Here is a 24,823-nt window from a genome sequence, read left to right as displayed (position 1 = left end):
ATCGCACGCCATGCTCAGGTATCTGCCGTTCCTGCTGGTCCTGGCCCTGTGGATCCATGCCTTCGTGGACTGCCTGAACACCCCGGAGGAAGAGGTGCGGCATCTGCCGAAGGTGATGTGGGTGATCATCATCCTGCTCTTCGGCGAGGTCCTGGTCGGCCCGGTGGCCTGGCTGATCACCGGCAGGGCGCGGCAGAGGGTCCCGGCGGGCGGTGCCACGCCCGGGCAGTGGGTCGCACCCGACGACAACCCCGAGTTCCTCAAGTCCCTGAACAAGGACGATCCCGAGCAGGCCTGATGGAACTCCGGCTGCTCGTCACCTTCGAGAAGGTCGCCACGGTGCTGAGCTTCACCCGGGCCGCGGCCGAGCTGTCGTACGCCCAGTCCAGCGTGACCGGTCAGATCCGCACCCTGGAGTCCTCCCTCGGCGTCGAGCTGTTCGACCGGCTCGGCAGCCGGATCCGGCTCACCGAGGCCGGTGAGCGGCTGCTGCCGTACGCCCGGCAGATCATCGAGCTGACCGAAGAGGCCCGGACGGCGGTCACCGAGCCGGAGGAGCCCTCCGGCACGCTGACCGTGGGCACCATGGAGTCGCTGACCTCCTACCGGCTGCCGCCGCTGCTGGAGTACTTCCACCACCGCCACCCCAGGGTCCGATTGGCGCTGCGCACCACCATCGGCGACGAGACCCGGCAGGCGCTGCGTCAGGGCACCTACGACGTCGGGTTCCTGATGGAGGAGGAGAGCGAGCACCCGGGGCTGGAGTGCGCCGTGCTCGCGGTGGAGCCGCTGGCGCTGGTCGCGGCGCCGGGGCACGCACTGAGCGGCTCCCCGGTGACGACCGCCGCCCTGACGGACCAGCCGCTGCTGGCCACCGAGCCCGGCTGCGCCTACCGGGACCTGTTCGAGCGGGAGCTGAGGTCCTTCGGGGACGTGGAGTTCATGGAGTTCGGCACGATCGAGGCCACCAAGCGCGCGGCGGCGGCCGGCCTCGGGATCGCGTTGCTGCCCGAGGTGACGGTCGCCGCCGAACTCGCGGAGGGCTCTTTGGTCCGGCTGGACTGGGAGCCGCCGTTCACGCTTCGCACGCAGCTGGCGTGGCGGGCCGGGAAGCGGCTTCCGGCGCACGCCCGGCTGTTCGCGGAGCAGGCGCGGCGGCTGGTCGCCGAGCAGGACGGGCCAGGGTGACCTTCAGGCTCGCCGTCACGATCAGCGGGACGCCCAGCGTCTGGACGAGCCCGATGTGGTGGCCGTAGACCAGCCAGTCCATCAGCATCGCCACGGCCGGGTAGACGAAGGCCAGGACGGCGATCTTCGCGGTCGGCAGCTGGGCGTAGGCGGCGTACATGAGGACGTACATCACCCCGGTGTGGATCAGCCCGAGGCCGACCAGCCAGCCCCACCTCCAGCCGGTGCCGCTCATCGCGCCGAAGTCCGCGAAGGGCAGCAGGAGCGGGATGCCGACGAGGACCTGGACGAGGGCGATCAGGTGCGGGCGGACACCGGTGATCCGCTTGGTGACCAGGGTGGACAGGCCGTAGAGCAGGGCGGCGAGGAGGGCCTGTCCGACGCCGAGCAGGTACGAGCCTCCGCTCGTGAAGTCGCCGGGGGTGACCCCCGAGACGAGGACCAGACCGGCGAAGGCGACCGCGATCCAGCCGACCTTCGCGGCGGTGAGCCGTTCGCGGAACAGCAGGGCGCCGAGGAGGACCACGTAGAAGGGCTGCGTGTGGTAGACGACCGTGGCCACCGAGATGGACGTGTGCTCGTACGACGAGAACAGCAGCACCCAGTTGAGGACGATGAACACCCCGCCCAGGACGGCGAGTCCGAGGGTGCGGCGGGTGAAGCCGTGGTCGCACAGCCAGCCCCGGGCGGCGACATAGCCGCCGAGGGCGAGGGCGCCGAACAGGACGCGGAAGAAGACGACGTCGAAGGGCGAGGCACCCGACTCCACGACGAAGACGCCGAGGGTGCCGGAGAGCATCATGGCGGTGGTCAGCTGGGCCGTGCCCCTGGTCTCTGAGGTCATGACGCCGACGCTACGAAGGGCCCCCGGTGCCGGTCCACGCGCCAGTGCGGGGTGCTGCCGATGGGGTCATCGGCGATGCCCATACCCGCAGTTCACCGGAAGACGGCCACCGGGTACGGGAGGACGGATCGTCAGGAAAGTCCGTCGTCGCGCAGGACGAGGTCGAGCAGCCCCGGGAAGCGGGCGTCGAACTCGGCCCGGCGCAGGCGGTTGACCCGCCGCGGCCCCTCGTCCCGCTGCTCCACCAGCCCGGCCCCGCGCAGCACCGCGAAGTGGTGGCTGAGGGCGGCCTTGCCGACCGGCACGTCGAAGCTGCCGCAGCTGCGGGTCCAGTCGGCGGAGCCGGCCAGCTCCCTGACCAGGGTGAGGCGCACGGGGTCGGCGAGGGCGGCGAGCGCCGTGAGGACGGGCACGTCGTCGGGGTGGGTGTGCTCCGGGGCGGTCCGGTGACTTCCGGTGGTCACGCCACGTTCCCTTCTTCCGCTTCCGCTTGCCGAGTGTTCGATGAAAACCATACACTCGCGAGTGTTCGCTTTTGATTGAACAGTCGAGTCGAGCCAGGGGTGTGGCATGCGCGCGGTGGAGTTCCAGGAGTACGGCGGTCCCGAGGTGCTGCGACCGGTGACGGCCGAGGTGCCGGAGCCCGGGCCCGGGCAGGTGAGCATCGACGTGGCGTACACCGGCGTGAACTTCGCCGACCTCAAGGCCCGCGCGGAGGGCTACCGGGTGCCCGCGCTGCCGTACGTGCCCGGCCTGGAGGTCTCCGGCCGCGTCCGCGCGCTCGGCACCGGCGTCACCGGCCTGGCCGTCGGCCAGGAGGTGGTCGCGCTCACCGAGGGCGGCGCGTACGCGGAGGTGGCGGTGGCCGAGGCGGCGACCGTCTTCCCGGTCCCCTCCGGCCTGGACCTGCGCACCGCCGCGACCCTGCCGACGGTGCTGCCCACGGCCTACGCCCTCGTCCACACCGTCGGCCGGCTCCAGCCCGGCGAGACCGTCCTCGTCCAGGGCGCGGCCGGCGGGGTCGGCACGGCGGTCGGACAGCTCGCCCGGGCCGCGGGCGCGGGGGCGGTGTACGGCGTGGTGTCCTCGGCCGCGAAGGCCGCCCACGCCAAGGGCCACGGCTACGACGAGGTGTTCGTCGGCGCCTTCCAGGGGCCGCTGCGTGCGGCGACCGGGGGGCTGGGCGCCGACCTGGTGCTGGACCCCGTCGGCGGCGACACCCTGCGCGCCGGTCTGGCCTCGCTGGCGGTCTTCGGACGCCTGGTCTCCTACGGCAACGCGAGCGGCGCCGGGCCGTGGAGCGTGGGCCAGCCCGAGCTGTACCCGCTCGGCGTCTCGGTCTGCGGCTTCTCCATCCTGAACCTGGCCCGGACCGCGCCGGAGGCGCTGCGCCGGCTGTCGGAGCGGGCGTTCGCGAAGGCGGTCGACGGCACCGTGACCCTGCCGGTGACGGCCGAGTTCCCGCTCGCCGAGGCGGCGGAGGCACACCGGCTGATGGGAGGACGGTCGAGCACGGGGAAGCTGCTGCTGCGCGCGGCCGGCTGAGCCGCCCCCAACTGCCCCTCACTGCAGGCAAATTCGCCGCCCATAACGACTTGCCATCCCCCACCAGGGGTGTTGTTAATGGTCGTCACTGAGTTGCGAGGGATCGCCTGACCTCTGGGGGACAGAAGCAGATGGACAACGGCCAGCCACCCGAGCGCCCGACCCAGGACCCGCCACCCGCACCCGCCCGGCCGGCATCCGCACCCACCACGCCGGCCCCGGCATCCGTACCCCCCGCGCCGCACGCCGCGCCCGCCGCGGCGCCGGGCATGCCGGACGTCCCCGCGCCGCCGGCGCATCCGGCGCCGGTCCGGCTGGACCTGCGGGTCAGCAAGCGGATCCTGTGGATCGGGGCGGCGGTGTACCCGCTGCAGAACATCGCCCGCGTCTACACCTTCGTCCTGCGCCCCAAGCGCAAGGAGGCGGTGCTGCGGTTCCTGCGGTACACCGCCGTGACGCTGGTCGTCGGTTTCCTCGCGATGCTGCCGGGGCTGCTGGCCTCCATCAACACGGGCGGAGGGCAGGGCAGCTCCGGCGCCGCCGGCTATGTCGTGTTCGTCTGGATCGTTGCCGCCGTCGCCGAGATCTACTTCCTGATCGAGATGATCGGCGTCCTGACCGCCGCCCCGCAGCACGTTCTCGCAGTCGAGACCTCGGGCGCGTCGACCGCGCTGGTCACCAGCCAGGACCCGCGCTACCTGGACCAGATCGTCGGCCAGATCTCCTACGCCATCGATCACCCGGACGTCGAGTTCAAGGTCACGGTGGAGAGCCTCACCGTCTCGCCGAAGAACTACTACTTCGGCGACAACGTCAACATGTACGGCGGCAGCGGAAACGTGGGGATCGGCGCATGAGCGGCACGAACAACTACTACTACGGCGACAACGTCAACATGTACGGCGGCCAGGGCAACCAGGGCATCGTCAGGAACCAGGCGGGCGGAGCCGGGCAGCAGGACCAGGCCCTGGTCGCCGCCCTCGCCGAACTGCAAGGACTGGTCGCCGAGTTGCGGGCGCAGGTCGCGACGCCCAGCGCCCAGCTCCTCGACGAGTCCCTGCCCGCCCTCAGCCCCGACGCCGCCGTGCCCACGCAGGAGCGGCACCGGGCGCTGATGGCGATCGCCGGGATCGCCACCACCGTGGGGGCCGTCGGCCAGCCGGTGGCCGAGGCGGTCCGGGCGGTCATCGGGATGATCGGCGGCTAGCCGGCGGAGGGTGCGCCGGGCAAGCGCCTCCACTCCCCGTTGCCCCGCGCTCCCCCCGCCCAGCACAGTAGGGCCATGGACGAACGACAGGCCCGGGCCTGGCTCGCCACCGCCGTGGAGGAGGCCCGCGCAGGCCTGGCCGAGGGCGGCATCCCGATCGGTGCCGCCCTCTACGCCCCCGACGGCACCCTCCTCGGCCGGGGCCGCAACCGCCGGGTCCAGGACGCCGACCCCGCCACCCACGCGGAGACCGCCGCCTTCCGCGCGGCGGGACGGCAGCGCACGTACCGTGGCACCACCATGGTCACCACCCTCTCCCCCTGCTGGTACTGCAGCGGCCTGATCCGCCAGTTCGGGATCTCCCGGGTGGTGATCGGCGAGGCCACCACCTTCCACGGCGGCCATGAGTGGCTGGCCGAGCACGGCGTGGAGATCCTGGTTCTGGAGGACCCCGAGTGCATCGCGGTGCTGCGCGCCTTCGTCAAGGACAACCCCGAGCTGTGGAATGAGGACATCGGTGAGTGACGCGTCTGTTCCCACCATCGACCTGCGCCCCTGGCCGGCCGGCGGCGAGGAGGCCCGTGCAGCGCTCGCCCGTACCGTCGACCAGGCGCTGCAGACCGCCGGGTTCCTGCTGGTCACCGGGCACGGGGTGGAGCCGGAGCTGCGGGCCGGGATCCGGCGGGCGGCACGGCGGTTCTTTCTGCTCCCGGACGAGGTCAAGCGGCGGTACGAGGCGAAGGTCGGCGGCCGGGGCTGGCTCGGGCCCGGTGCCGAGGCCAACGGGTACGCGGAGGGTACCGAGACACCGCCCGACCTGAAGGAATCGCTGACCTTCGCCACGGACGAGCCGTTCGAGGACCCGGTCGTCAACGCCGAGTGGTACGCGCCCAATGTGTGGCCCGCCGAGGTGCCGGGGCTCCGGAGCCTGTGCAGGACGTATCTGTCGCGCATGGCCGCCCTGGAGAAGGAGCTGCTGTCCCTGCTCGGATACGCGCTCGGGCTCGAGCCCGAGTTCTTCTCCCGGCACATGGACCGTCCGACGTACGGCTTCAACATCAACTGGTATCCGGGGACGGACGTCGTCGGCGCGCCGCTGCCCGGGCAGTTCCGGATCGGGCCGCACACCGACTTCGGCACCGTGACCGTCCTCGACCGCCAGGCCGGGAAGGGCGGGCTTCAGGTGTACACCGACGCCGGCGGCTGGGAGGACGCGCCGTACGACCCGGCCGCCCTCACCATCAACATCGGTGACCTGCTGGCCCGTTGGACCGGCGACCGGTGGCGGTCCGGGCGGCACCGGGTGCTGCCCCCGCCCGTCGAAGCGCCCGCCGAGGAGCTGATGTCGCTCGTGTACTTCGGCGAGTGCACCCCGGGGACCCTCGTGGAGTCCGTGCCGGCGCCGGTGGGCCGGGTGACGTACCCGCCGGTCGACTCGCATGTCTACCTGCGCGAGAAGCTGGACTCGATCACCGTCGGCTGAACCGAGCCCCCTTCCGTGTCAATCCCGTGTTCGAGCCGCCACCCGTTCCGCTGAAACGAACCCGGCGGGCATGTCCCGTTCGCGTCCCACGGCATTGGCCCCTGAAGGGGGCCCGCGACCAAGGGCCCCCTTTCTGCGATGGGAGACGCGTGCGAATCACTGACATCCAGCGCTGCGAGGTCCGGCCGGGACGGCTCGTCGAATGGACACTGAGCCCGGCGACGGTGGCGGCGGCGACGGCGCTCCCGGACGACTGCCGGCCCCCGGCGTACATCCAGGAGTCGCACATCAGGACTGCCAGGTACGTCCGGGAGGACGGCCTGTTCGTGCCGACCTGGCTCGGCACCGGCTTCGACCTGCCGGGCCCGGTCGACCTCGATGTGCTGCAGGAGGCGCTGCGCGGCTGGACGGTACGGCACGAGACGCTGCGCAGCGGCTTCCGCTGGGCGGGTCCCGCGGAGGACGAACTGCGCCGCTTCACCCTGGACGCCGCCGACGTGTCCCTGCACCGGGAGGAGGCCGGCGACTTCCGGGACGCGGACGAGCTGGTCCAGTACCTCCAGGACCGTTTCGACACCGTCGCGGACGCGCTGCGCTGGCCGAACCTGATCTACACGGCGGTCGTGCGGGAGGACGGGGCCAGCGTGTACATGGCCTTCGACCACAGCAACGTCGACGCCTACTCCCTGACCCGGATCGCCTCCGAGGTGCACGAGCTGTACACGGCGGGCCTGACCGGCGCCGGCCCCGACTCCCGTACTCCGGCGGCCAGTTACGTCGACTTCTGCGAGCTGGAGCGGGCCGACGCGGACGGCATCGACGCCCGGCACGCGATCGTCGGCCGCTGGCGCGAGTTCATCCGGCGCTGCGACGGCGTGCTGCCGGGCTTCCCCGTCGACCTCGGTGTGGAGCCGGGCGGCCCGCTGCCGAGGCAGCGGATGCTGTGCGAGCCGCTGGCCGACGCGGCCGAGGCGGCGGCGTTCGAGGCGTACTGCAGGCCGTACGGCGGCAGCCTGGTCGGCCTGCTGGCCGCGACCGGGCTGATCGTGCACGAGCTGGGCGGGCAGCCGGTGTACCGGACGGTGGTGCCGTTCCACACCCGGGTGAAGTCGCGCTGGAACGACTCCGTGGGATGGTACGTGGGCGGCGCCCCGATCGAGGTTCCGGTGGGCCGTACGACGGGCTTCCCGGACGCCCTGCGGGCGGTGCGCGCGGAGCTGCAGGCCAACCGCTCGCTGGCCCGGATGCCGCTGGCCCGGGTGCTGAGCCTGCTCGGCGCGGACTTCCGGCCGGCCTCGCCGGACCTGTACTCGATCGTCTCCTACGTCGACACCCGGGCCGTGCCCGGCGCCGAGCGCTGGACCGAGCAGCGGGCGCACGCGCTGCTGCGGGTGTCGTACGGGGACCAGGTGTGCGTGTGGGTGAACCGGCTGCACGAAGGGCTGTGGCTGGCGAGCCGGTATCCGGACACGGACGTGGCGGCGAAGAACCTGCGCCTGTACGTCGAGCGGCTGCGCGACCACATCGCCTCGGTGGCCCACGGCAGCCTGTCCGCAGTGTCCTGAGCGCCCGCGCCGCCCTAGGTGAACTGCCCGGGAAGGGGCTCCGAAGGCTCCGAGGGCTCGTGGGGCTGCGGCGCCGAAAGGCCCTGGGCAGAGTCCAGGATTTCGATCAGGCGTTCGAATTTGTTGCGCCAGTCGGCCTCCGACGCCGCCTCGCCCTGGAACTCGTGCGTGAAGCGCAGCGCGCTCTCGCTCCCGCCGCCCCGCTCCAGATGGAACCGGATCCGGCCGCCGCGCTCGACGGTGTACTCCGCGACCCGGTCCACGTCCCAGGCGGTGACCCGGCCGGAGCCCAGGTCGCGCAAGGTGACCGCGCCGTCGAGGCGGGGCTGCAGAACGTCGACGGCGGTGCACCACGCCCCGAGTCCCTCGGGGGTGGCCACCGCCGGCCAGACGTCTTCCATGGGCCTCGGGAGCCGCACCAGAAAGTGGAGTATGTGCGTGTTCCCGTGGGTCTGGCTGATGCCCTGTGCGATGGAACCGCTCATGACACCAGTGTGGGCGACCCTCGGCTCACACGCCCGCGTAGGAGTGCTTGCCGCTGACGAAGATGTTGACGCCGTAGTAGTTGAACAGCCAGCAGCCGAAGGCGATCATCGCCAGATAGGCGGCCTTGCGGCCCTTCCAGCCGGCCGTCGCGCGGGCGTGCAGGTAGCAGGCGTAGGCGACCCAGGTGATGAAGGACCAGGTCTCCTTCGGGTCCCAGTTCCAGTAGCGGCCCCAGGCGTCGCCCGCCCAGATCGCGCCCGCGATGATCGTGAACGTCCACAGCGGGAACACCGCCGCGTTGACCCGGTAGGCGAACTTGTCCAGCGAGGCCGAGGCGGGCAGCCGCTCCAGCACCGAGGTGGCGAAGGCGCCCGGCTTGCCGCCGGTCTGCAGCTTGGTCTCGTACGAGTCCTTGAACAGGTACAGGATCGTGGCGACCGCGCCGACGTAGAACACCGCGCCGCAGAAGATCGCGGTGGAGACGTGGATGTACAGCCAGTACGAGTGCAGGGCCGGGACCAGCTGGTCGCTCGCGGTGTACAGGACGGTGACCGCGAGGCCCAGGTCCAGCAGAACCGTCGTGATCAGGAACAGCCCGAGCCAGCGCACGTTCTTCTTCAGTGCCAGCAGAGCGAGGTACACGCCGACGGCCACCGTGGAGAAGGTGATGTTGAACTCGTACATGTTGCCCCACGGCGCCCGCTGGACGGAGGCCGCGCGGGCGACGACACCGGCCAGCTCCACCACGAAGGCGAGCACGGTGAGCGAGACGGCGATCCGGCCGTAGAGGTCGCCCTGCGCGTCCCCGCCGTGCGCGCCCGGCCCGTCCGGTACGTCGCGGGCGCCGGAGGCCGAGCGGACCACGACCTTCGGCCGCTCCAGCACGGCCGTACCGCCGGCCTGCTTGACGGTGACCGTGGGAGCCTTCGCGGAGGTCTCCGTGCTCGCGGTCAGCGCGGCGGCCGTACGGGCCACCTTGCTGCGGCTGCCGAAGAGCCATTCGGCGATGTACGCGAAGAAGGCCAGGGTGTAGACGGCCATCGACGAGTAGATCAGCGTGTTGCTGATGCTCGCCAGGTGTTCGTTGGTTGCGGCGGCGAGAGTCACTTCTCAGCCCCTTCGGCAGGTACGACTGGGGTGTCGGGGGATTCTGAAGAGTGGTCGTCGGGGTCGGGTGCCCCCGGCGCCTGGTCGTAGAGGATTCCGGCGAGGTCGCCCAGTTCCTCGGGCACCTTCGCGGACTCGCTGCGGCCCAGCCCGGCCATCTCGACGACCGTCACGCCGTCGGCGCCGCGCACCGCGCGCACCCACACCCGGCGTCGCTGGATGAACAGCGAGGCGGCCAGGCCGAAGATCGCGGCGAGGGCACCGCCCAGCGCCCAGCCGCTGCCGGGCTCCTGGACGATCTCGAAGCCGGCCCACTCCTTGATGTCCTTCTCGAAGGTGACGGACCCGGCGCCGTTCGGCAGCGTGAGGGTGTCGCCCGGCTGGAGAAGCTTCTTCAGCAGCTGGCCCTTGCTGTCCTTGAACGCCTTCATGTGCGTCTTGTCGAGCTGGTACACGCTCTGCGGGATACCGGAGTTGACGCCGAGGTCGCCGTGGTAGGCGTTCACCGCGAGCAGCGGGTTCACCAGCGCGGGGAACTGGGAGAGCATCGTGCCGCTCTTCGGGTCGAAGGTCGGCACGAAGAAGGCCTGGAAGCCGAGCTGGTCCTTCTTGCCCTGCGCGTCGCGGTAGCCGTCCATCACCTTGATCACACCGTTGGAGGTGACGTTTCCGTCGAGCGGCAGCAGCGGTACGGCGTCGTGGAAGACCTCCTTGCCCTTGCCGTCGCGGACCGTGATGACCGGCGCGTAGCCGTGGCTGACGAGGTAGACCTTGGAGTCGCCGATGTGCAGCGGCTGGTTGACCTTGATGGTGGTCGACCTCTGCTTGCCGTACGCACCCTCGCTGTAGTCGATCTTCGCCTGGTAGGTGCGCGGGGTGCCCCGGTTCGGACCGCTGATCTCGTAGGTGCCCCTGAAGTCCTTCAGGTCGAAGCTGAACGGCACGAGGTCGTCGTTCTGGAACAGGCTGCCGGACTTGAAGTCGTCGTACTGCGACAGCGCGTTGGAGAAGCCGTCGCCCTCCACCACCAGCTTGGTGCCGTCCGACTTGTACAGCTGGCCGGAGGCGAAGGCGATCAGCAGCACGATCAGGGCGATGTGGAAGGCCAGGTTGCCCAGCTCGCGCAGATAGCCCTTCTCGGCCGCGACGGCGTCACCGGCGACGTGGGCGCGGAAGCGGCGCTTCTTCAGCAGGGCGAGCGCGGCCTCGCGCACCTGCTCGGGCTCGGCGGTCGTACGCCACGTCGTGTAGGCGGGCAGCCGGGTCAGCCGCTTGGGGGCGGCCGGCGGCCGGCCGCGCAGCTGACCGACGAACTGCCAGGTGCGCGGGACGATACAGCCGATGAGGGAGACGAACAGCAGGATGTAGATCGCGGAGAACCACACCGAGCTGTAGACGTGGAACAGGCCGAGCTTGTCGTAGACCGGCGCGAGCGTCTTGTGTGCCTTGCGGAAGTCGTCGACCTTGTTCAGGTCGGCGCCGGTCTGCGGGATGAGCGAGCCGGGGATCGCGCCGAGCGAGAGCAGCAGGAGCAGCAACAGCGCGACCCGCATGGAGGTCAACTGCCGCCAGAACCAGCGGGCCCAGCCGATGACGCCGAGGCCGGGCGCGGCGGACAGCTCCTCGCGCGGGGCGGTGGACAGCTGGGAGCCGGCCGCGCCGAGGTCCTCCTGGTCCTGGCTCGCCTGGTCCCGGCTCTTGTCGGTTTCGGTTGTGCTCATCGATCAGATCCCCACAGTGAAGCCGTCGGACCAGGTCTGCATCTGCTGCACCAGACTGTCCCAGGCGCCGGTCAGCAGCAGCACACCGGTCACGATCATCATCGTGCCGCCGATGCGCATCACCCAGACATAGTGGCGCTTGACCCAGCCGAACGCGCCGAGCGCCTTGCGGAAGGCGACGGCGGCCAGCACGAAGGGCACGCCGAGCCCGATGCAGTAGGCGATCATCAGCACCGCGCCGCGTCCGGCGCTCGACTGGTCCATGGAAAGGAGGTTCACGGACGCGAGGGTCGGGCCGATGCAGGGCGTCCAGCCGATGCCGAACAGGGCACCGAGGACGGGAGCGCCGATCAGTCCGGCGGCCGGCCGCCTGTGGAAGCGGAACTCGCGCTGGGTGAGCCAGGGCATCAGCCCCATGAAGAAGACACCCATGACGATCATGAGCACGCCGAGCACCTTGGACAGCGTGCCTTGGTACTCCTGCAGGGTGGAGCCGAAAAAGCCGAACAGCGCCCCGCCGGAGACGAACACGGCGCTGAACCCGAGCACGAACAGCGCGGCCCCGCCGACCATCCGCCCCCGCCGGGCCTCGGCCAGGTCGGTGCCGGCGACGCCGGTGACATAGGAGAGGTAGCCGGGGACCAGGGGCAGGACGCAGGGGGAGAAGAAGGAGACGAGCCCGCCGAGCAGCGCGACCGGCAGGGCGATCAGCAGGGCGCCGCTCCGCACCGTCTCGTTCTGGCCGGTCGCGGCCAGCGTCACCAGTGCGCTCACGTCACTTCTCCGCGAGGACCGGCTTGAGCATCTTCAGCAGGGCGGTGTCGTCGAGCGCCTCCAGGGCCCGCGCGGCGACCTTCCCGTGCCTGTCGATGACGAGCGTGGAGGGGATCAGCTGCGGGTTGAGGGTGCCCTTCTTGAAGCGGAGCATCAGCTTGCCCGTGGGGTCGTACAGGCTCGGGTAGCTGATCCCGTGCTCCTTCTCGAAGGCGACCGCGGGAGTGGTGCTGGTGTCCCGGGTGTTGATGCCGACGAACCTCACGCCCTTGCCGTCGTACTGCTTCGACACCTTGGAGAAGTACTGCGCCTCTTCCCGGCACGGCCCGCACCACGAGCCCCAGACGTTGATGACGACGACCTGGCCCTTGTAGTCGGCGACGTCCAGGGTCTTGCCGTCGATGGTCTCGCCCGACAGGTCCGGGGCGCTCGCGCGCTTGCCCGCCGGGACCGTGGCGATGCCGTTGTGGCCGGTGACGAAGTTGGTGTTGCCACCGCCGCCGGAGGTGCCGCCCTTGCCGCACGCGGACAGGGTCAGGGCCGCGACGGCGGCCACGGCGCTGAGCAGGACGGCGCGGCTACGGGTACTCATGTGAAAAGTTTCGCATGTCCGTTCCGGCGATCTGTGGCACCCCCCTGCCGGGCGGAAAACCGCATTTCAGGGCGTATTTACACGGGACATTTCCGGCAGGGGGTCGAGCGAGAGACCGTGCGGGGAAGCGAGCGGGAGGCTACGCGAGGAAGGTCTTCCAGCCGCCGGCCGGCGCCTGTCCGGGCGCCAGCGTGCGCAGCTTGGCGAGCACCTCGGGCTTCTGCACGTCGATCCAGTCACAGAACTGCCGGAAGGAGACGAGCCGTACGTCGGCGCCCTTCTCCTTCGCCCGGGCGATGTGCTTGAAGGCCTGCTCGACGGCGTCCATGTAGATGCCGCCGTTCCAGTGCTCGAAGTGGTTGCCGATGAAGAACGGCGCCCGGTTCGAGAAGTATGCCCGCTTGAAGCCGGCGATGTACGCCCCGGCCGCCTGCTCGCGCCAGGCCGGGTAGTTGGAGGCCGGCGCCTTGGTCGAGTTCTGCGACTGGTTGAACATCATGTTGTAGTCCATCGAGAGGACCTGGAACTTCCTGCCGGGGAAGGGAACCTCCTGCAGCGGCAGGTCCCACAGCCCCTGCTTCTTCACCGGCCACATCTGCAGACCGCCCGGCGAGGAGGCGTCGTAACGCCAGCCCAGTTCACGGGCGGTGGGCAGCAGGTTCTCCTGGTTGAGCAGACAGGGCGTACGGCCGCCGACGAGTTCCTTGTCGTAGTCGAACGGCAGGGCCGGCATGTCGGTGAGGCCGGTGTTGGTCTTCCAGTTCTTGACGAAGGACTTGGCCTGCTTGATCTCGCTGTGCCACTGCTGGGGCGTCCACCACTTGACCGAGGTGTGGGCATCGCCGCAGAAGTGGCCGTTGAAGTGGGTGCCTATCTCGTGGCCTTCGAGCCAGGCCCGGCGGACGTTGGTCAACGTCGCCTTGATGTGGTCGTCGGCAAGGTAGCCGATGTCGGAGGCGCCGACCCTGTTGTTCGGCGGCACGTACAGGCGCTTCTTCGACTCGGGCAGCAGATACAGGCCCGACAGGAAGAAGGTCATGCTCGCGCCGTGCTGCTTGGCCAGGTCCAGGAAGCGCGGGAAGAGCCCGTTGCCGACCTCGCCGGCGCCGTCCCAGGAGAAGATCACGAACTGCGGCGGGGTCTGGCCGGGCTGCAGCGGCTCGGGCGCGGCCGGCTGGTGCGGCTGTTTGCCGGTGTACGACGTGGAGCCGTCCCCGATGAGTTGGCCCTGCGGGGCGCCGCTCGCGCCTCCGTCCTGGCCGTTCTTTCCGTCGCCGGAACCGTTCGACCGCCCGGCGCCGTCCGATGACGTGTGGCTCCCGCAGCCGGCGAGGGTGGCGGCGGCAGCGGCACCCGCGCCGAGGCCGAGTATTCCCCGGCGGGAGAGGGTCCGGGAGACGGTGCGCATGGAAATCCCCGATTCATCGCGCCTTCTGGTGGTCACCCATTCAGAGGGCACGACGATCGGGGGGGTTCCGATAATTCTTATGTTTTTCGCAATAGTTGCGGCAAAGACACCCTAAGTGACGTCAAACGGGCCGTCAGAAAACCGCAATCAGACGACCTCAGGCCCCGAAGGCCTTCCCCTGCGCGGCACCCTTGCCCTGCTGCGGCTTGGCACCGGCCCGCAGATGAACCGGGACGAGATCGATGGCGGGCTCGCTGTAGCCGACCGACACGATCTTGTCGCCGAGGTAGGTGAAGGACGTGAGAGAGGCCAGCGTGCACTGCCGCTTGCGCGGATCGTGCCACAGCCGGCGCCGCTCGACATAGGACCGCACGATCCAGATCGGCAGCTGATGGCTGACCAGCACCGCCTCGCGCCCGCGCGCCTGGTCCTTGGCCGCGTTCAGCGCGCCCATCATCCGCACGACCTGGTCGACGTACGGCTCGCCCCAGGACGGCCGGAACGGGTTGACCAGGTGCTTCCAGTTCCCCGGCCGCTGCAGCGCGCCGTCGCCGACGCCGAAGGTCTTGCCCTGGAAGACGTTGCCGGCCTCGATGAGCCGCTCGTCGGTGTCCAGGTCGAGACCGTGCGCCTTGGCGATCGGGGTGGCCGTCTCCTGCGCCCGCTCCAGCGGTGAGGCGCAGACGTAACTCACGTCCCGCGAGGCGAGGTGCTCGGCGACCCGGTCGGCCATCTGCCGCCCCAGCTCGGACAGGTGGTAGCCGGGCAGCCGCCCGTACAGGATCCCGGTCGGGTTCTCGACCTCGCCGTGCCGCATGAGATGGACGACGGTGACGTCCTTGTCCCTGCTGCTGTCGCTGCCGCTGTTGCTGGTGCTGTTGCTCACGCGGTGGCCTCCGCAGCCGCCCGGGCCGCCGCCGGAAGGGCGTCGGCGATCTTCTGCACGGCCCGCTCGTCGTGGGCCGTCGACACGAACCAGGACTCGAAGGACGACGGCGGCAGGTAGACGCCGTTCGACAGCAGCGAGTGGAAGAAAGCGGTGAAGCGGAACGACTCCTGCCGCTTGGCGTCCTCGTAGTCGCGCACCTGCCGGTCGGTGAAGAACACCGAGAACATGTTGGAGGCGGTCTGCACCCGGTGCGCCACGCCCTCCTTGTTCAGCGCCTCGGTGACGAGGGCCTGGATCTGCGCGGACACCGCGTTCACCGTGTCGTACGCGGCCTCGTCCAGCAGCCGCAGCTGGGCGAGCCCGGCGGCGGTGGCTACGGGGTTCCCGGAGAGCGTGCCGGCCTGGTAGACGGGCCCGGCGGGCGCCAGGTGTGCCATGACATCGGCACGCCCACCGAAGGCGGCGGCGGGGAACCCGCCCCCCATCACCTTCCCGAACGTCATCAGATCCGGCTTGACCCCGTCGATCCCGTACCACCCGGCGCGGCTCGTGCGGAAGCCGGTCATCACCTCGTCGGAGATGTAGAGGGCGCCGTTCTTGTGGCAGGCGTCCCTGAGCCCCCGGTTGAACCCGGGCTCCGGCGGCACGACGCCCATGTTGCCGGGCGAGGCCTCGGTGATCACGCACGCGATCTCGCCGGGGTGCCGGTGGAAGGCCTCCTGCACGGCCTCCAGGTCGTTGTACGGCAGCACGATCGTGTCGCCGGCCTGGGCGCCCGTGACACCGGGGGTGTCGGGCAGCGCGAAGGTCGCGACACCGGACCCCGCGGAAGCGAGGAGGGAGTCCACATGCCCGTGGTAGCAGCCGGCGAACTTGATCACCTTGGACCGCCGGGTGAACCCGCGGGCGAGCCGGATGGCGGACATGGTCGCCTCGGTGCCGCTGCTGACGAGCCGGACCTGCTCGACGGGCTCGACCCGGGCGACGATCTCCTCGGCGAGCGCGACCTCGCCCTCACCCGGCGTGCCGAAGGACGTACCGCGGGCGACGGCCTCCTGGACGGCGGCGATGACCTCGGGGTGCGCGTGCCCGAGGATCATGGGCCCCCAGGAGCAGACGAGGTCGACGTACTCCCGCCCGTCCGCATCGGTCAGGTAGGGGCCGCGGCCGGACACCATGAAGCGGGGCGTGCCGCCGACGGCGCGGAAGGCGCGCACCGGGGAGTTCACACCGCCGGGCGTGACGGCACAGGCGCGGTCGAAGAGCGCCTGGGAGGCCGGCGCATCGTAGGGATAGGGCGTTTCGCTCAGGGCACTCATGGCGTGCGACTTCTCCGGCTTCTCGGACTCCGGTGACTTGGGTGACCTCCTCAGGGTAGGCCGCGGGCGGACCGCGAGGCGGCCGACCTCCGGTCCGCAGCGCCACGGGGGTGCCATCTGCGAGACTGAGACCTGATACACACAGCTCTTACGCACGTAATGATCAGAGGCCGGACAAGAACCCGTGGACTGTTGTTCCACCGCACGTTTCGGCGGGCGGGCGTGGGGGAGGTCACTGACACGATGATCGGGTTGCGCGGCGGGGGCCACGCGTCCTAGAAAAGCAGTCGGGTGGAGATATGCATCGCGGTGGCGGACTGGGCGAGGGGACTGATGACCTGGGTCCTCGACGTGCCCGGCGGGGAAGGCACCGGCGCGACGCGGAGGAATCGACTGAAGCACGGCAGAGCGACGCACGTCAGACGCAGGATGTACCGGGTGAGCCCGAGCGGTACGAGCGGCGGACCGACCGGCAGCTGGAGAGCCAGCTCGACCGGCCGACGGACCGCCGGCTCGACCACCGGGCCGACCGCCTGAGGGCGGGGAGCAGGAATGGTGGTCGGGTGGGGGTGACGTACAAATACTTCGGCGCGCCTGACGGCGCGACCGCGGCTCGCGTCCCCATCTCGATGCGTCCCGAGGAACTCGGCGGCGACGAGCTGGGCATGAACGGCATGTTCACCAAGATCAAGCCGGAGACCATGGCCGCGATGGTGCTGACCGGCATCGAGGGCGTCCCCCTGCACAAGGTCCCGCCCCTGGAACTGGTCGTCCTCCACCCCGACTACGCCGTCGTCAAGCTCCCCATGACCGTCGTCGACCCCCTGCGCGGCATCGGCGAGGAAGCGGTCGGCGCGGCAGCCTTCATCTGGTCGACGGTCCCGGACCGCGGCGGGCCCCGGGATGCGTTCAATGTGTACCAGTTGCTGCACGAGTGGCAGGACTTCAGCCATCGGCTGCATGAGGCGGGGCATCAGCCTTATTGCCTTGTGTGGCCCTGAGCTGGGGCTTCTGTCGGATTGGGCGGTGTCTTCGCACCCTGCCCTCGTCATGCGCCGGGAGGGGCCGCCAGGCGGCCAGGACACATGCGCCCCACTCAGCGACCCCGGCAACGCTTCACGAACCGGCATCTCAGGCACCTTCATGACCGCGGAAATCCCGTCGTTGCCGCGGGCGCTGTCGCTCTAGGGTGCTGGAGTGCTGAGCGGCAGTCAGATAAGCGAGTTCGCCGAGCGAGGCTTCGTCGTGGTTCCGCAGGTGGTGCGGGACGATCTTCTGGACCAGGCGGCCCGGCGGATCGATGAGGTCATCGCCGCCGATCCACCCGCCGCCGACACGCACGGCAGCCACTTCTACTTCCTGCGGACCGAGGACGAGCCGGCGCTGATGGCGCCTTTGACCGGCAGCCCCGCCTTCGCTCTCGCCGAGGAACTGGCCGGGGCCGGAACACTGGAGGTCCCCTGGCAGGTCCAGGTCGCGCTGAACATACCGCCGTACTCACACCGACCCGGCCTTCCCCACATCGATGCCGGCAACCCCGAGCCGACCGGCGAGCCGGTCCGCGGCACGTTCACGCTCCTGGCCGGTCTCCTGATGACCGACCAGCTCACGGAGGACTCCGGCAACCTCTGGGTCTGGCCGGGCACGCATCTCACGCACGCCGCATACTTCCGTGACCACGGCCCGCAGATGTTCTGCGCCTACCCACCGATCGACCTCCCCGAGCCCGAGCAGATCAAGGGACGGGCCGGCGACCTGCTGCTTGCGCACTACCTCCTCGGCCACAACATCGGCGGCAACTACGCATCCGAGCAGACGCGACGTGCGCTCTACTTCCGGATCAGCGCCCTTGACCATGCCTCCCATCGAGACGAGTTCCTCCAGGACCCGTGGCTCGACTACAGGCCCCTGAGGCCGCAGTCATAGAGCTGAGCCGGCTGGGGTTCACCGACGTCGGCCATCACCTGCCGGTAGGCCAAGGCACCGTGATCAGTGAGTGGTCCGGCGCTCGACGGTGTCTCTCTCCTCATGGCGGTCGGCGTCACGGCCCCGGTCACTGCGGAAGGAACAGGCCTTCCAGGTGAACCCGTGAAGTGGCTTCCAACATCATCGGTTGCTCCTGCTTGTCCACATATTCCTTCAAGGAACAGCAAAGCCCGGACGCCTCGCACAAAGAAGGACAATCCGCCCACCCGGGAGATTCGGCTCGGCCAACCGGAGGCCACACTTCCGCGAAAGAGCTGCAGCACCCACGCAACAGGGATCTCTAAATCCGCCCACAGCAGGCATCTGACCTCGGGTTCTTTACTAGACGTTGACATTTCTTCGACTTGGTAAAGACGTCGCACGGGGTGCATGTGAATCATGTGATCGCCCCCCACGGCTCAGCACATTTGTTGCAACAGGAGTTGCAGATGATTCACGCACGCCTAAGAGCGTGGCCAAGAACGGCTAAAGCCCGCATACCCAGACGGTCCCGGAGGCGTATAGGGGTCGCCGCCGCGCTGTCGCTGGCGATGCTGGCCGAGGCGGCGCTGGTGCTGGACGCGACCGGCGAGGCCTTCGCGGTCGGCAAGACCGGAGCTGCTGCCGCTTCCGCGACCAAGGCCAAGAAACCGACCGGGCCGGCGCAGGCGGACGATGCGGCCTCGGCCGTGCTGATGGCCCGGTTGCAGGGCCGCAGGATCGAGGTGCTGTCGGCACGGACGGCGGACACGACGACCTGGGCGCTGCCTTCGGGGTCGTTCCAGACCGAGTCGTTCGCCGGTCCGATCCGGGTGAAGCGGGACGGCGCGTGGCGTGACGTCGACACCTCGCTGACGGACGCGGGCGCCGATCTGAAGCCGAAGGAGGCGGCCGCCGACGTCGCCGTCTCCGACGGTGGTGACAGCCGGCTGGCTTCGGTGGCCCGGGGCAAGACCCGGTTCTCCATGGGCTGGCAGAGCAAGCTGCCCGCGCCGAAGGTGTCGGGGGCGACGGCCTCGTACGCCCTGGGTTCCGGTCAGACGTTGAAGGTCACTGCGCTCAAGCAGGGCTTCTCCGAGGACGTGGTCCTGGGGAGCAGGCCCAACGAGCCGGTGTCGTACCGGATTCCGCTGCGGCTGGACGGGCTGAAGTTGTCCCGGGCCCACTCGGGGCATCTGCTGATGAAGGACGCGTCCGGCAAGGTGGTGGCCGAGGCGCCGGCACCGATGATGTGGGACTCCTCCCGGGACCGGCGTTCGGGTGAGTCCGCGCACCGGGCGCGGGTCGCCACAAAGGTCGAGACCGGCACGGACGGGTCGCAGACCCTCGTCCTGACCCCGGACAAGAAGTTCCTCTCGGACCCCGCTCTCACCTATCCGGTGACCGTGGACCCCACGTCCACGCTGGCCGTCACGACGGACACCTGGGTGCAGACCCCCGACTACCCGGACTCGCAGGTCTCCTCCGAGGAACTGAAGTCGGGTACCTACGACGCGGGCACGGACGTGGCGCGGTCGTATCTGAAGTTCGACGTGTCGCCGTTCGCGGGCAAGCACATCCAGTCGGCGACGATGTCGCTGTACAACTACTACTCGTCGACTTGCTCGACGTCGGGTGCGACCACGGACGCCAAGCGGATCACCTCCACGTGGTCCTCCTCGTCGGTCACCTGGGGCGCCCAGCCCACCACCACGACCACCAACAAGGCGACGAACAGCGGGCACTGGGGCTACGACTCCTCCTGCCCCGGAGCCTGGTCGAACTGGAACCTCCAGGCCATGGTGCAGGACTGGGCCAATGGCTCGACCAATTACGGCCTCCAGGTCGCCAGCGCCAACGAGAACGACGCCACCACCTGGCGCCGGTTCCGCTCGGCCAACTACTCCACGTCCGGGTACGCGCCGAAGCTGGTGGTGACCTACAACTCCTACCCCGGCGTACCGACCGCGGCGGCCGTCTCGCCCTCGGCCGTCAACGCCTACAACGGCAAGCGGTACGTGACCTCGCTGACGCCGACCCTGTCGGCGAAGGTGACGGACGCGGACGGTGGCACGGTCAAGGCCCAGTTCGAGGTCACCCCGGACCCCGCGTACAACGACACCACGTACACGTACACCGCGACCAGCGCGGGTGTGGCGTCCGGTTCCACGGCCACCCTGGCCGTCCCGTCGGCCAACGCCTTCCCCGCGGGCTCGCATCTGCGGCTCCGGGTGCGCGGCTACGACTCCACCGACTACGGGTCCTGGACCGGGTACACCCCGTTCGTGCTGAACACGGCGCTGCCCGCGGCACCCAGCATCAGCTGCTCCTCGTATCCGCAGGACACCTGGTCGGCAAAGGCGACCGGCGCGGTGACCTGCACGCTCGACACGACGTCGACGGACGGTCAGGGCTTCAAGTGGGGCCTGGACGACCCGGCGATGAAGCAGAGCGTGTACGACACGGTGGACGGCAGCGGTGGTGACCCGCTGAACATCTCCATCACCCCCGCCGACGGCTGGCACACCCTGTACGCCCAGACCATCGACTCGGGCGGCAACCTGTCCTCGACGAACACGAAGTACTCCTTCGGTGTGGGCGCGGACGGTGCCGCGCTGCTGAGCCCCGGCGACGGTGACCGCCCCGCACGCCGGGTGGCGCTGGCGTCGACCGGCAAGAACACCTACACCGGTGTGACCTACCAGTACCGTCGCGGTGAGACCGACACCTGGCACAACGTGCCCCTCGCCGACGTCACCAAGAGCAGTGACGGCTCGGCCGTGGCGGCCTGGCCGCTGGCCGCACCGAGCGGTGCGCCTCCGGCGCTGACGTGGAACATCACCACGTCGCTGACCGAGGACGGCCCGGTCGACCTGCGTGCCGCGTTCACCGACGGAACGACGACGGGATACTCCCCGGTGTCGACGGTCACGGTGGACCGCAACGCCGGCACCGCGCCCTCCGAAGAGGTCGGTCCGGGTACGGTCAATGATCTGACCGGTGACTACACCCTGTCGGCCACGGACGCGTCCGCGTTCGACATGACCGTGACGCGCACGGCCTCCTCTCGGAAGCCGACTGCGGGTGCGGACGCCGAGGGCCAGGTGGCCATCTTCGGCCCGCAGTGGACGGCCGGCACGACCGCGGAGATCACCGACTCCGACTACGCCTACCTGCGCCAGACCTCCTCCACCTCGGTGGCGGTCGTGGACGTGGACGGCGACGAGACCGGGTTCACCGCCACCTCCACGGGCGGCTGGAAGAGCGAGCCGGGTTCGGAGGACCTGACGCTGACCGGGGCCGTGACGGGTACGTTCACGCTGAAGGACACCGACGGTACGACGACCACGTTCGCGAAGGTCGATCCCGCCGCCACCACCTGGGAGGTGTCCGCGACCTTCCTGCCGACCAGCAACTCCACCACCACGGTGGTCTCGGAGAAGGTCGTCAACGGTTCGACGACGCTGGCCCGTCCGAAGTATGTGATCGCGCCCACCTCCGCGGTGTCGTCGGCGACGTGCTCGACGACGCCGTCCACCAAGGGCTGCCGCGTCCTGGAGTACGTGTACGCCCCCACCACGACCGCCACGTCCTCGGTGTTCGGTGACTACACGGGCCAGGTGTCGCAGATCAAGCTGTGGGCGACCGACCCGGGTGCGGGCTCTGCGACCGCGTCGGTGATCGCGCAGTACGACTACGACACCTCCGGCCGGCTCCGCGAGAGCTGGGACCCCCGGATCTCGCCTGCGCTGACGACCGCCTACACCTACGACAGCGCCGGCCGGGTCGCGACCCAGACGTCGCCCGGTGAGCTGCCGTGGACCTTCACCTACGGCCAGGCCGGCAACGCGGCCACCGCGGGCGACGGCATGCTGCTCTCCGCCTCCCGTCCCACCCTGGTGGCGGGCTCGAAGACGCAGACCGACGGCGGCACCGCCACGACCAGCATGGTCTACGACGTTCCGCTGACCGGCACCAGCGCCCCGTACTCGATGGGTCCCACGGACGTCGCGGCCTGGGGCCAGACGGACATCCCGTCCGACGCGACAGCGGTGTTCCCGGTGGACGTGGTTCCCGCGTCGCATACCGGCTCGAACCTGTCGGCGGCGAACTACACCCGCGCTTCGATCTCGTATGCGGACGCGTCCGGCCGTGAGGTCAACAGTGCGAAGCCGGGTGGTCATCTGACCACGACCGAGTACGACCACTTCGGTAACACGGTCCGTGAGCTGACCGCGGGTAACCGTGAGCTGGCTCTCGCCACGAGCGGTGCGGGACAGTCCGAGCAGACCCTGCTCGGGATCAGCGGCCTGTCCACGGCGGACCGCGCGGAGCAGCTGTCCACCACGCATGTGTTCTCCACCGACGGGCAGCAGGAGCTGGAGAGCTTCGGCCCGCTGCACATGAGCACCCTGGCCGGTGTCCTGCACGCCGGTACGGGCGGTACCGACCTGCCTGCGGGCAGTGAGGTGGCGGCACGTCAGCACACCGTCACCGCCTATGACGAGGGCCGGCCCACCGACGGTTCGGCCACGGTGTCCAACCAGCCGACCACCGTCACCGTCGGCGCCTACGTGGACGGGTACCCGTCCGACGGCGACATGCGGGTCTCGAAGACCGCGTACGACTGGGTCAAGGGCGTGCCCACGTCCACCACGGACGACCCGGGCGGTCTCAACCTCGTCAAGACCACGACGTACGACAGCCAGGGCCGGGTCATCAAGACCAGCCTGCCCAAGTCGAACGGCGCCGACGCCGGTGCCACGGTGACCACCTACTACTCGGCGACGGGCACCGGTGCCTGCAACGGGCGTCCGGAGTGGGCGGACCTGGTCTGCTCGGTGGGTCCTGCCGGTGCCATCACCGGCGGCGGTACCAACCCCGCCCAGCTGCCCACCAAGACGACCGAGTATGACCGGTGGGGCAACGTCTCCAAGCTGACGGAGACGGCCAACGGGGTCACTCGCACCACCACGACCACTGCTGACGCCGCCGGCCGTCCGACCCTGGTGTCGGTGACGGGCGGGGTGGGCACCGCGGTCGCGGACACCACCACCACCTACGACACGGCCAACGGCAAGGTCGCCACGACCACGTCGAACGGCCAGACCATCACGCATGTCACCGACATGCTGGGACGGGAGATCTCCTACAGCGACGGCAGCGGCAACACCGCGGCCACCCAGTACGACGCGCTCGACCGGCCCACCCAGGTGACCGACTCTGCGCCGTCGACGACCACGTACACCTACGACACCGCCAAGGACCCGCGCGGCCTGGAGACCTCCCGCACCGACTCCGTCGCGGGTGCTTTCAACGCCACCTACGACGCGGACGGTGACCTGGCCACCGAGCAGCTGCCCGGCGGCTACACCCTCACCGACACCCAGGACGAGACCGGCGCGGAGACCTCCCGCATCTACACCAAGGACAGCGACGGCACCGTCGTCGCCTCCGACACCGTCGACCAGTCCATCCAGGGCCAGGTCGTCGACGACACCGACACGGGAGGCCAGACCTACTCCCGTGACTACACCTACGACAACACCGGCCGCCTGACCCAGGCGGACGACACCGCCCCGGACGGGACCTGCACCCGCCGCGGCTACACCTTCGACAGCAACACCAACCGCACCGCCCTGGCCACCAGCGTCAGCGCGGCGGGCACGGCGTGCAGCTCCAGCGGCGCCACCACCGTCAACAACTCCTACGACAGCGCCGACCGCCTGGTGAACGCGGGCACCGTCTACGACGCCTTCGGCCGCACCACCACCCAGGCCTCCGGCACGACCATCGCCTACTACACCAACGACCTCGTCCAGCAGCAGGCCTCCGGCACCAGCCGGCAGACCTGGACCCTCGACGCCGCCCAGCGCCTCGCGTCCTGGACGACGGAGACCAACAACGCCGGCACCTGGACCCAGACCGGGTCCAAGGTCAACCACTACGGCGCGGACGGCGACAGCCCCGACTGGATCAAGGAGGACACCACAGGCACCATCACCCGCAACGTCCAGGGTGCCGGCGGCGACCTGGACGCCACCACGAACGCCACGGGCAACACCGTCCTGCAACTGACCGACATCCACGGCGACGTCACCGTCCAACTCCCGCTGGACATCTCCAAGCCCGTCGTCGCGTCGGCCTACGACGAGTACGGAAACCCTGAGGCCGGCACCGCAGCCACCCGCTACGGCTGGCTGGGCGGCAAGCAGCGCTCCAGTGAGACGGTCACCGGCGCCACCCTCATGGGCGTACGCCTCTACGACCCCACCGCCGGACGTTTCCTGTCCACCGACCCGGTTCCCGGCGGCTCGGCCAACGCCTACGACTACTGCAACGGCGACCCGATCAACCACTACGACCTGGACGGACGCAGCTGGTGGCGCCGGTGGGTGCACAGAGCGGGACGTTTCGTCGCGCATCACCAGACGTGGGTCTCCTACGGTCTGGCCGCGGGCTGCTCCTTCGTCACCGAAGGATGGGGTGCCCCGGCCTGTGCGGCGGGAGCCGGCGCTGTGACAGGCTGGATCGCCTACCGCTACGGCACCAAGCGACGGCACCGGCACATCGGTGGCTACTGGGCCAGTACCTGGCGCGGAGCTCGTGACGGGCTGCTGAGCTACGGCGCCGGACGCACGGCCCACTACGTCCGCAGGGGCCGCGCCCTGTGGCGGTCGGCGCGACTCTGGCGCAGAGGGCTCTACAGCCACATCTGGCCGCACTTCTGATGTAGCAGTTCCCAGTCTCA

General features: G+C 69.9%; 20 protein-coding genes and 1 pseudogene. 11 read left to right on the top strand and 10 right to left on the bottom strand.

Translation table 11 applies throughout. From position 1 onward, the window contains the following. Positions 1–10 precede the first annotated feature (10 nt). Together ACWGJ5_RS31315 and ACWGJ5_RS31310 are read left to right on the top strand one after the other, a co-directional pair. A pseudogene (locus ACWGJ5_RS31315) lies at positions 11–283 on the top strand (PLD nuclease N-terminal domain-containing protein); the annotation flags it as partial. Between the two features lie 14 nt (positions 284–297). After that, positions 298–1,188, top strand: coding sequence for a LysR family transcriptional regulator (locus ACWGJ5_RS31310; RefSeq protein ID WP_453312998.1), 891 nt, complete (start codon positions 298–300; stop codon positions 1,186–1,188). Here the strand turns inward: ACWGJ5_RS31310 and ACWGJ5_RS31305 are convergent. Together ACWGJ5_RS31305 and ACWGJ5_RS31300 are read right to left on the bottom strand one after the other, a co-directional pair. Beyond that, positions 1,076–2,032 carry a DMT family transporter gene (locus ACWGJ5_RS31305; protein ID WP_453312997.1) on the bottom strand — a complete coding sequence of 319 codons (957 nt, stop codon included), beginning with the start codon at positions 2,030–2,032 and terminating at the stop codon, positions 1,076–1,078. The genes ACWGJ5_RS31310 and ACWGJ5_RS31305 overlap by 113 nt on opposite strands. A gap of 131 nt (positions 2,033–2,163) precedes the next feature. Next, positions 2,164–2,496: an ArsR/SmtB family transcription factor gene (locus tag ACWGJ5_RS31300; protein ID WP_453312996.1), complete on the bottom strand. Its 333-nt coding sequence runs from the start codon at positions 2,494–2,496 to the stop codon at positions 2,164–2,166. Between the two features lie 106 nt (positions 2,497–2,602). Between ACWGJ5_RS31300 and ACWGJ5_RS31295 the strand changes: the two genes are divergently transcribed. The 6 genes from ACWGJ5_RS31295 to ACWGJ5_RS31270 all read left to right on the top strand — a co-directional run bounded on the left by ACWGJ5_RS31295 (position 2,603) and on the right by ACWGJ5_RS31270 (position 7,832). Beyond that, a complete protein-coding gene (locus tag ACWGJ5_RS31295; RefSeq protein ID WP_453312995.1) occupies positions 2,603–3,577 on the top strand; it encodes a quinone oxidoreductase family protein in 975 nt (324 codons plus the stop codon). A 131-nt stretch (positions 3,578–3,708) separates the two neighbouring features. Continuing rightward, complete coding sequence (locus ACWGJ5_RS31290) at positions 3,709–4,434, top strand: DUF6232 family protein (protein ID WP_453312994.1); 726 nt, start codon at positions 3,709–3,711, stop codon at positions 4,432–4,434. Further along, complete coding sequence (locus tag ACWGJ5_RS31285; protein ID WP_453312993.1) at positions 4,431–4,784, top strand: hypothetical protein; 354 nt, start codon at positions 4,431–4,433, stop codon at positions 4,782–4,784. The genes ACWGJ5_RS31290 and ACWGJ5_RS31285 overlap by 4 nt, the downstream gene beginning before the upstream one ends. A 75-nt stretch (positions 4,785–4,859) precedes the next feature. Beyond that, on the top strand, positions 4,860–5,309 hold the full coding sequence (locus ACWGJ5_RS31280) for a nucleoside deaminase (RefSeq protein ID WP_453312992.1): 450 nt from the start codon (positions 4,860–4,862) through the stop codon (positions 5,307–5,309). After that, the gene (locus ACWGJ5_RS31275) at positions 5,290–6,267 is read left to right on the top strand and encodes an isopenicillin N synthase family dioxygenase (protein WP_453312991.1); all 978 of its coding nucleotides are present in this window, start codon (positions 5,290–5,292) and stop codon (positions 6,265–6,267) included. The genes ACWGJ5_RS31280 and ACWGJ5_RS31275 overlap by 20 nt, the downstream gene beginning before the upstream one ends. Positions 6,268–6,416: 149 nt before the next feature. Further along, positions 6,417–7,832, top strand: a complete 1,416-nt coding sequence (locus ACWGJ5_RS31270; RefSeq protein WP_453312990.1) for a condensation domain-containing protein — start codon at positions 6,417–6,419, stop codon at positions 7,830–7,832. A 14-nt stretch (positions 7,833–7,846) separates the two neighbouring features. On the opposite strand, the gene ACWGJ5_RS31265 is transcribed toward ACWGJ5_RS31270, so the two are convergent. The 8 genes from ACWGJ5_RS31265 to hemL all read right to left on the bottom strand — a co-directional run bounded on the left by ACWGJ5_RS31265 (position 7,847) and on the right by hemL (position 16,119). Further along, positions 7,847–8,317, bottom strand: a complete 471-nt coding sequence (locus ACWGJ5_RS31265) for a hypothetical protein (RefSeq protein WP_453312989.1) — start codon at positions 8,315–8,317, stop codon at positions 7,847–7,849. A 25-nt stretch (positions 8,318–8,342) separates the two neighbouring features. Then, complete coding sequence (gene ccsB, locus ACWGJ5_RS31260; protein WP_453312988.1) at positions 8,343–9,425, bottom strand: c-type cytochrome biogenesis protein CcsB; 1,083 nt, start codon at positions 9,423–9,425, stop codon at positions 8,343–8,345. After that, positions 9,422–11,146 (bottom strand): cytochrome c biogenesis protein ResB, encoded by a 1,725-nt coding sequence (gene resB, locus ACWGJ5_RS31255; protein ID WP_453312987.1) that lies wholly within the window; start codon positions 11,144–11,146, stop codon positions 9,422–9,424. Before resB ends, ccsB begins: the two co-directional genes overlap by 4 nt. 3 nt (positions 11,147–11,149) lie before the next feature. Further along, positions 11,150–11,920, bottom strand: coding sequence for a cytochrome c biogenesis CcdA family protein (locus ACWGJ5_RS31250; protein ID WP_453312986.1), 771 nt, complete (start codon positions 11,918–11,920; stop codon positions 11,150–11,152). A 1-nt stretch (position 11,921) separates the two neighbouring features. Beyond that, entirely contained in the window at positions 11,922–12,512 is a 591-nt protein-coding gene (locus ACWGJ5_RS31245; protein WP_453312985.1) for a TlpA family protein disulfide reductase, read from the bottom strand. A 139-nt stretch (positions 12,513–12,651) separates the two neighbouring features. Continuing rightward, complete coding sequence (locus ACWGJ5_RS31240; protein WP_453312984.1) at positions 12,652–13,920, bottom strand: hypothetical protein; 1,269 nt, start codon at positions 13,918–13,920, stop codon at positions 12,652–12,654. A 157-nt stretch (positions 13,921–14,077) separates the two neighbouring features. Then, positions 14,078–14,737: a histidine phosphatase family protein gene (locus tag ACWGJ5_RS31235; protein ID WP_453313055.1), complete on the bottom strand. Its 660-nt coding sequence runs from the start codon at positions 14,735–14,737 to the stop codon at positions 14,078–14,080. A 65-nt stretch (positions 14,738–14,802) separates the two neighbouring features. Continuing rightward, positions 14,803–16,119, bottom strand: a complete 1,317-nt coding sequence (gene hemL / locus ACWGJ5_RS31230; RefSeq protein ID WP_228625051.1) for a glutamate-1-semialdehyde 2,1-aminomutase — start codon at positions 16,117–16,119, stop codon at positions 14,803–14,805. A 572-nt stretch (positions 16,120–16,691) separates the two neighbouring features. Between hemL and ACWGJ5_RS31225 the strand changes: the two genes are divergently transcribed. From ACWGJ5_RS31225 to ACWGJ5_RS31215, 3 genes are all read left to right on the top strand, one after another. Continuing rightward, a complete protein-coding gene (locus tag ACWGJ5_RS31225) occupies positions 16,692–17,129 on the top strand; it encodes a hypothetical protein (RefSeq protein ID WP_003974483.1) in 438 nt (145 codons plus the stop codon). 196 nt (positions 17,130–17,325) lie between these two features. Then, a complete protein-coding gene (locus tag ACWGJ5_RS31220; protein WP_453312983.1) occupies positions 17,326–18,054 on the top strand; it encodes a phytanoyl-CoA dioxygenase family protein in 729 nt (242 codons plus the stop codon). Between the two features lie 590 nt (positions 18,055–18,644). Continuing rightward, positions 18,645–24,803 carry a DNRLRE domain-containing protein gene (locus ACWGJ5_RS31215; RefSeq protein ID WP_453312982.1) on the top strand — a complete coding sequence of 2,053 codons (6,159 nt, stop codon included), beginning with the start codon at positions 18,645–18,647 and terminating at the stop codon, positions 24,801–24,803. The last annotated feature ends 20 nt before the right edge of the window (positions 24,804–24,823 follow it).

Source organism: Streptomyces sp. NPDC054783 (assembly GCF_053611725.1).
The sequence above is the reverse complement of the archived record's forward strand: the minus strand, read 5'-3'. Positions and strand labels throughout refer to the sequence as shown.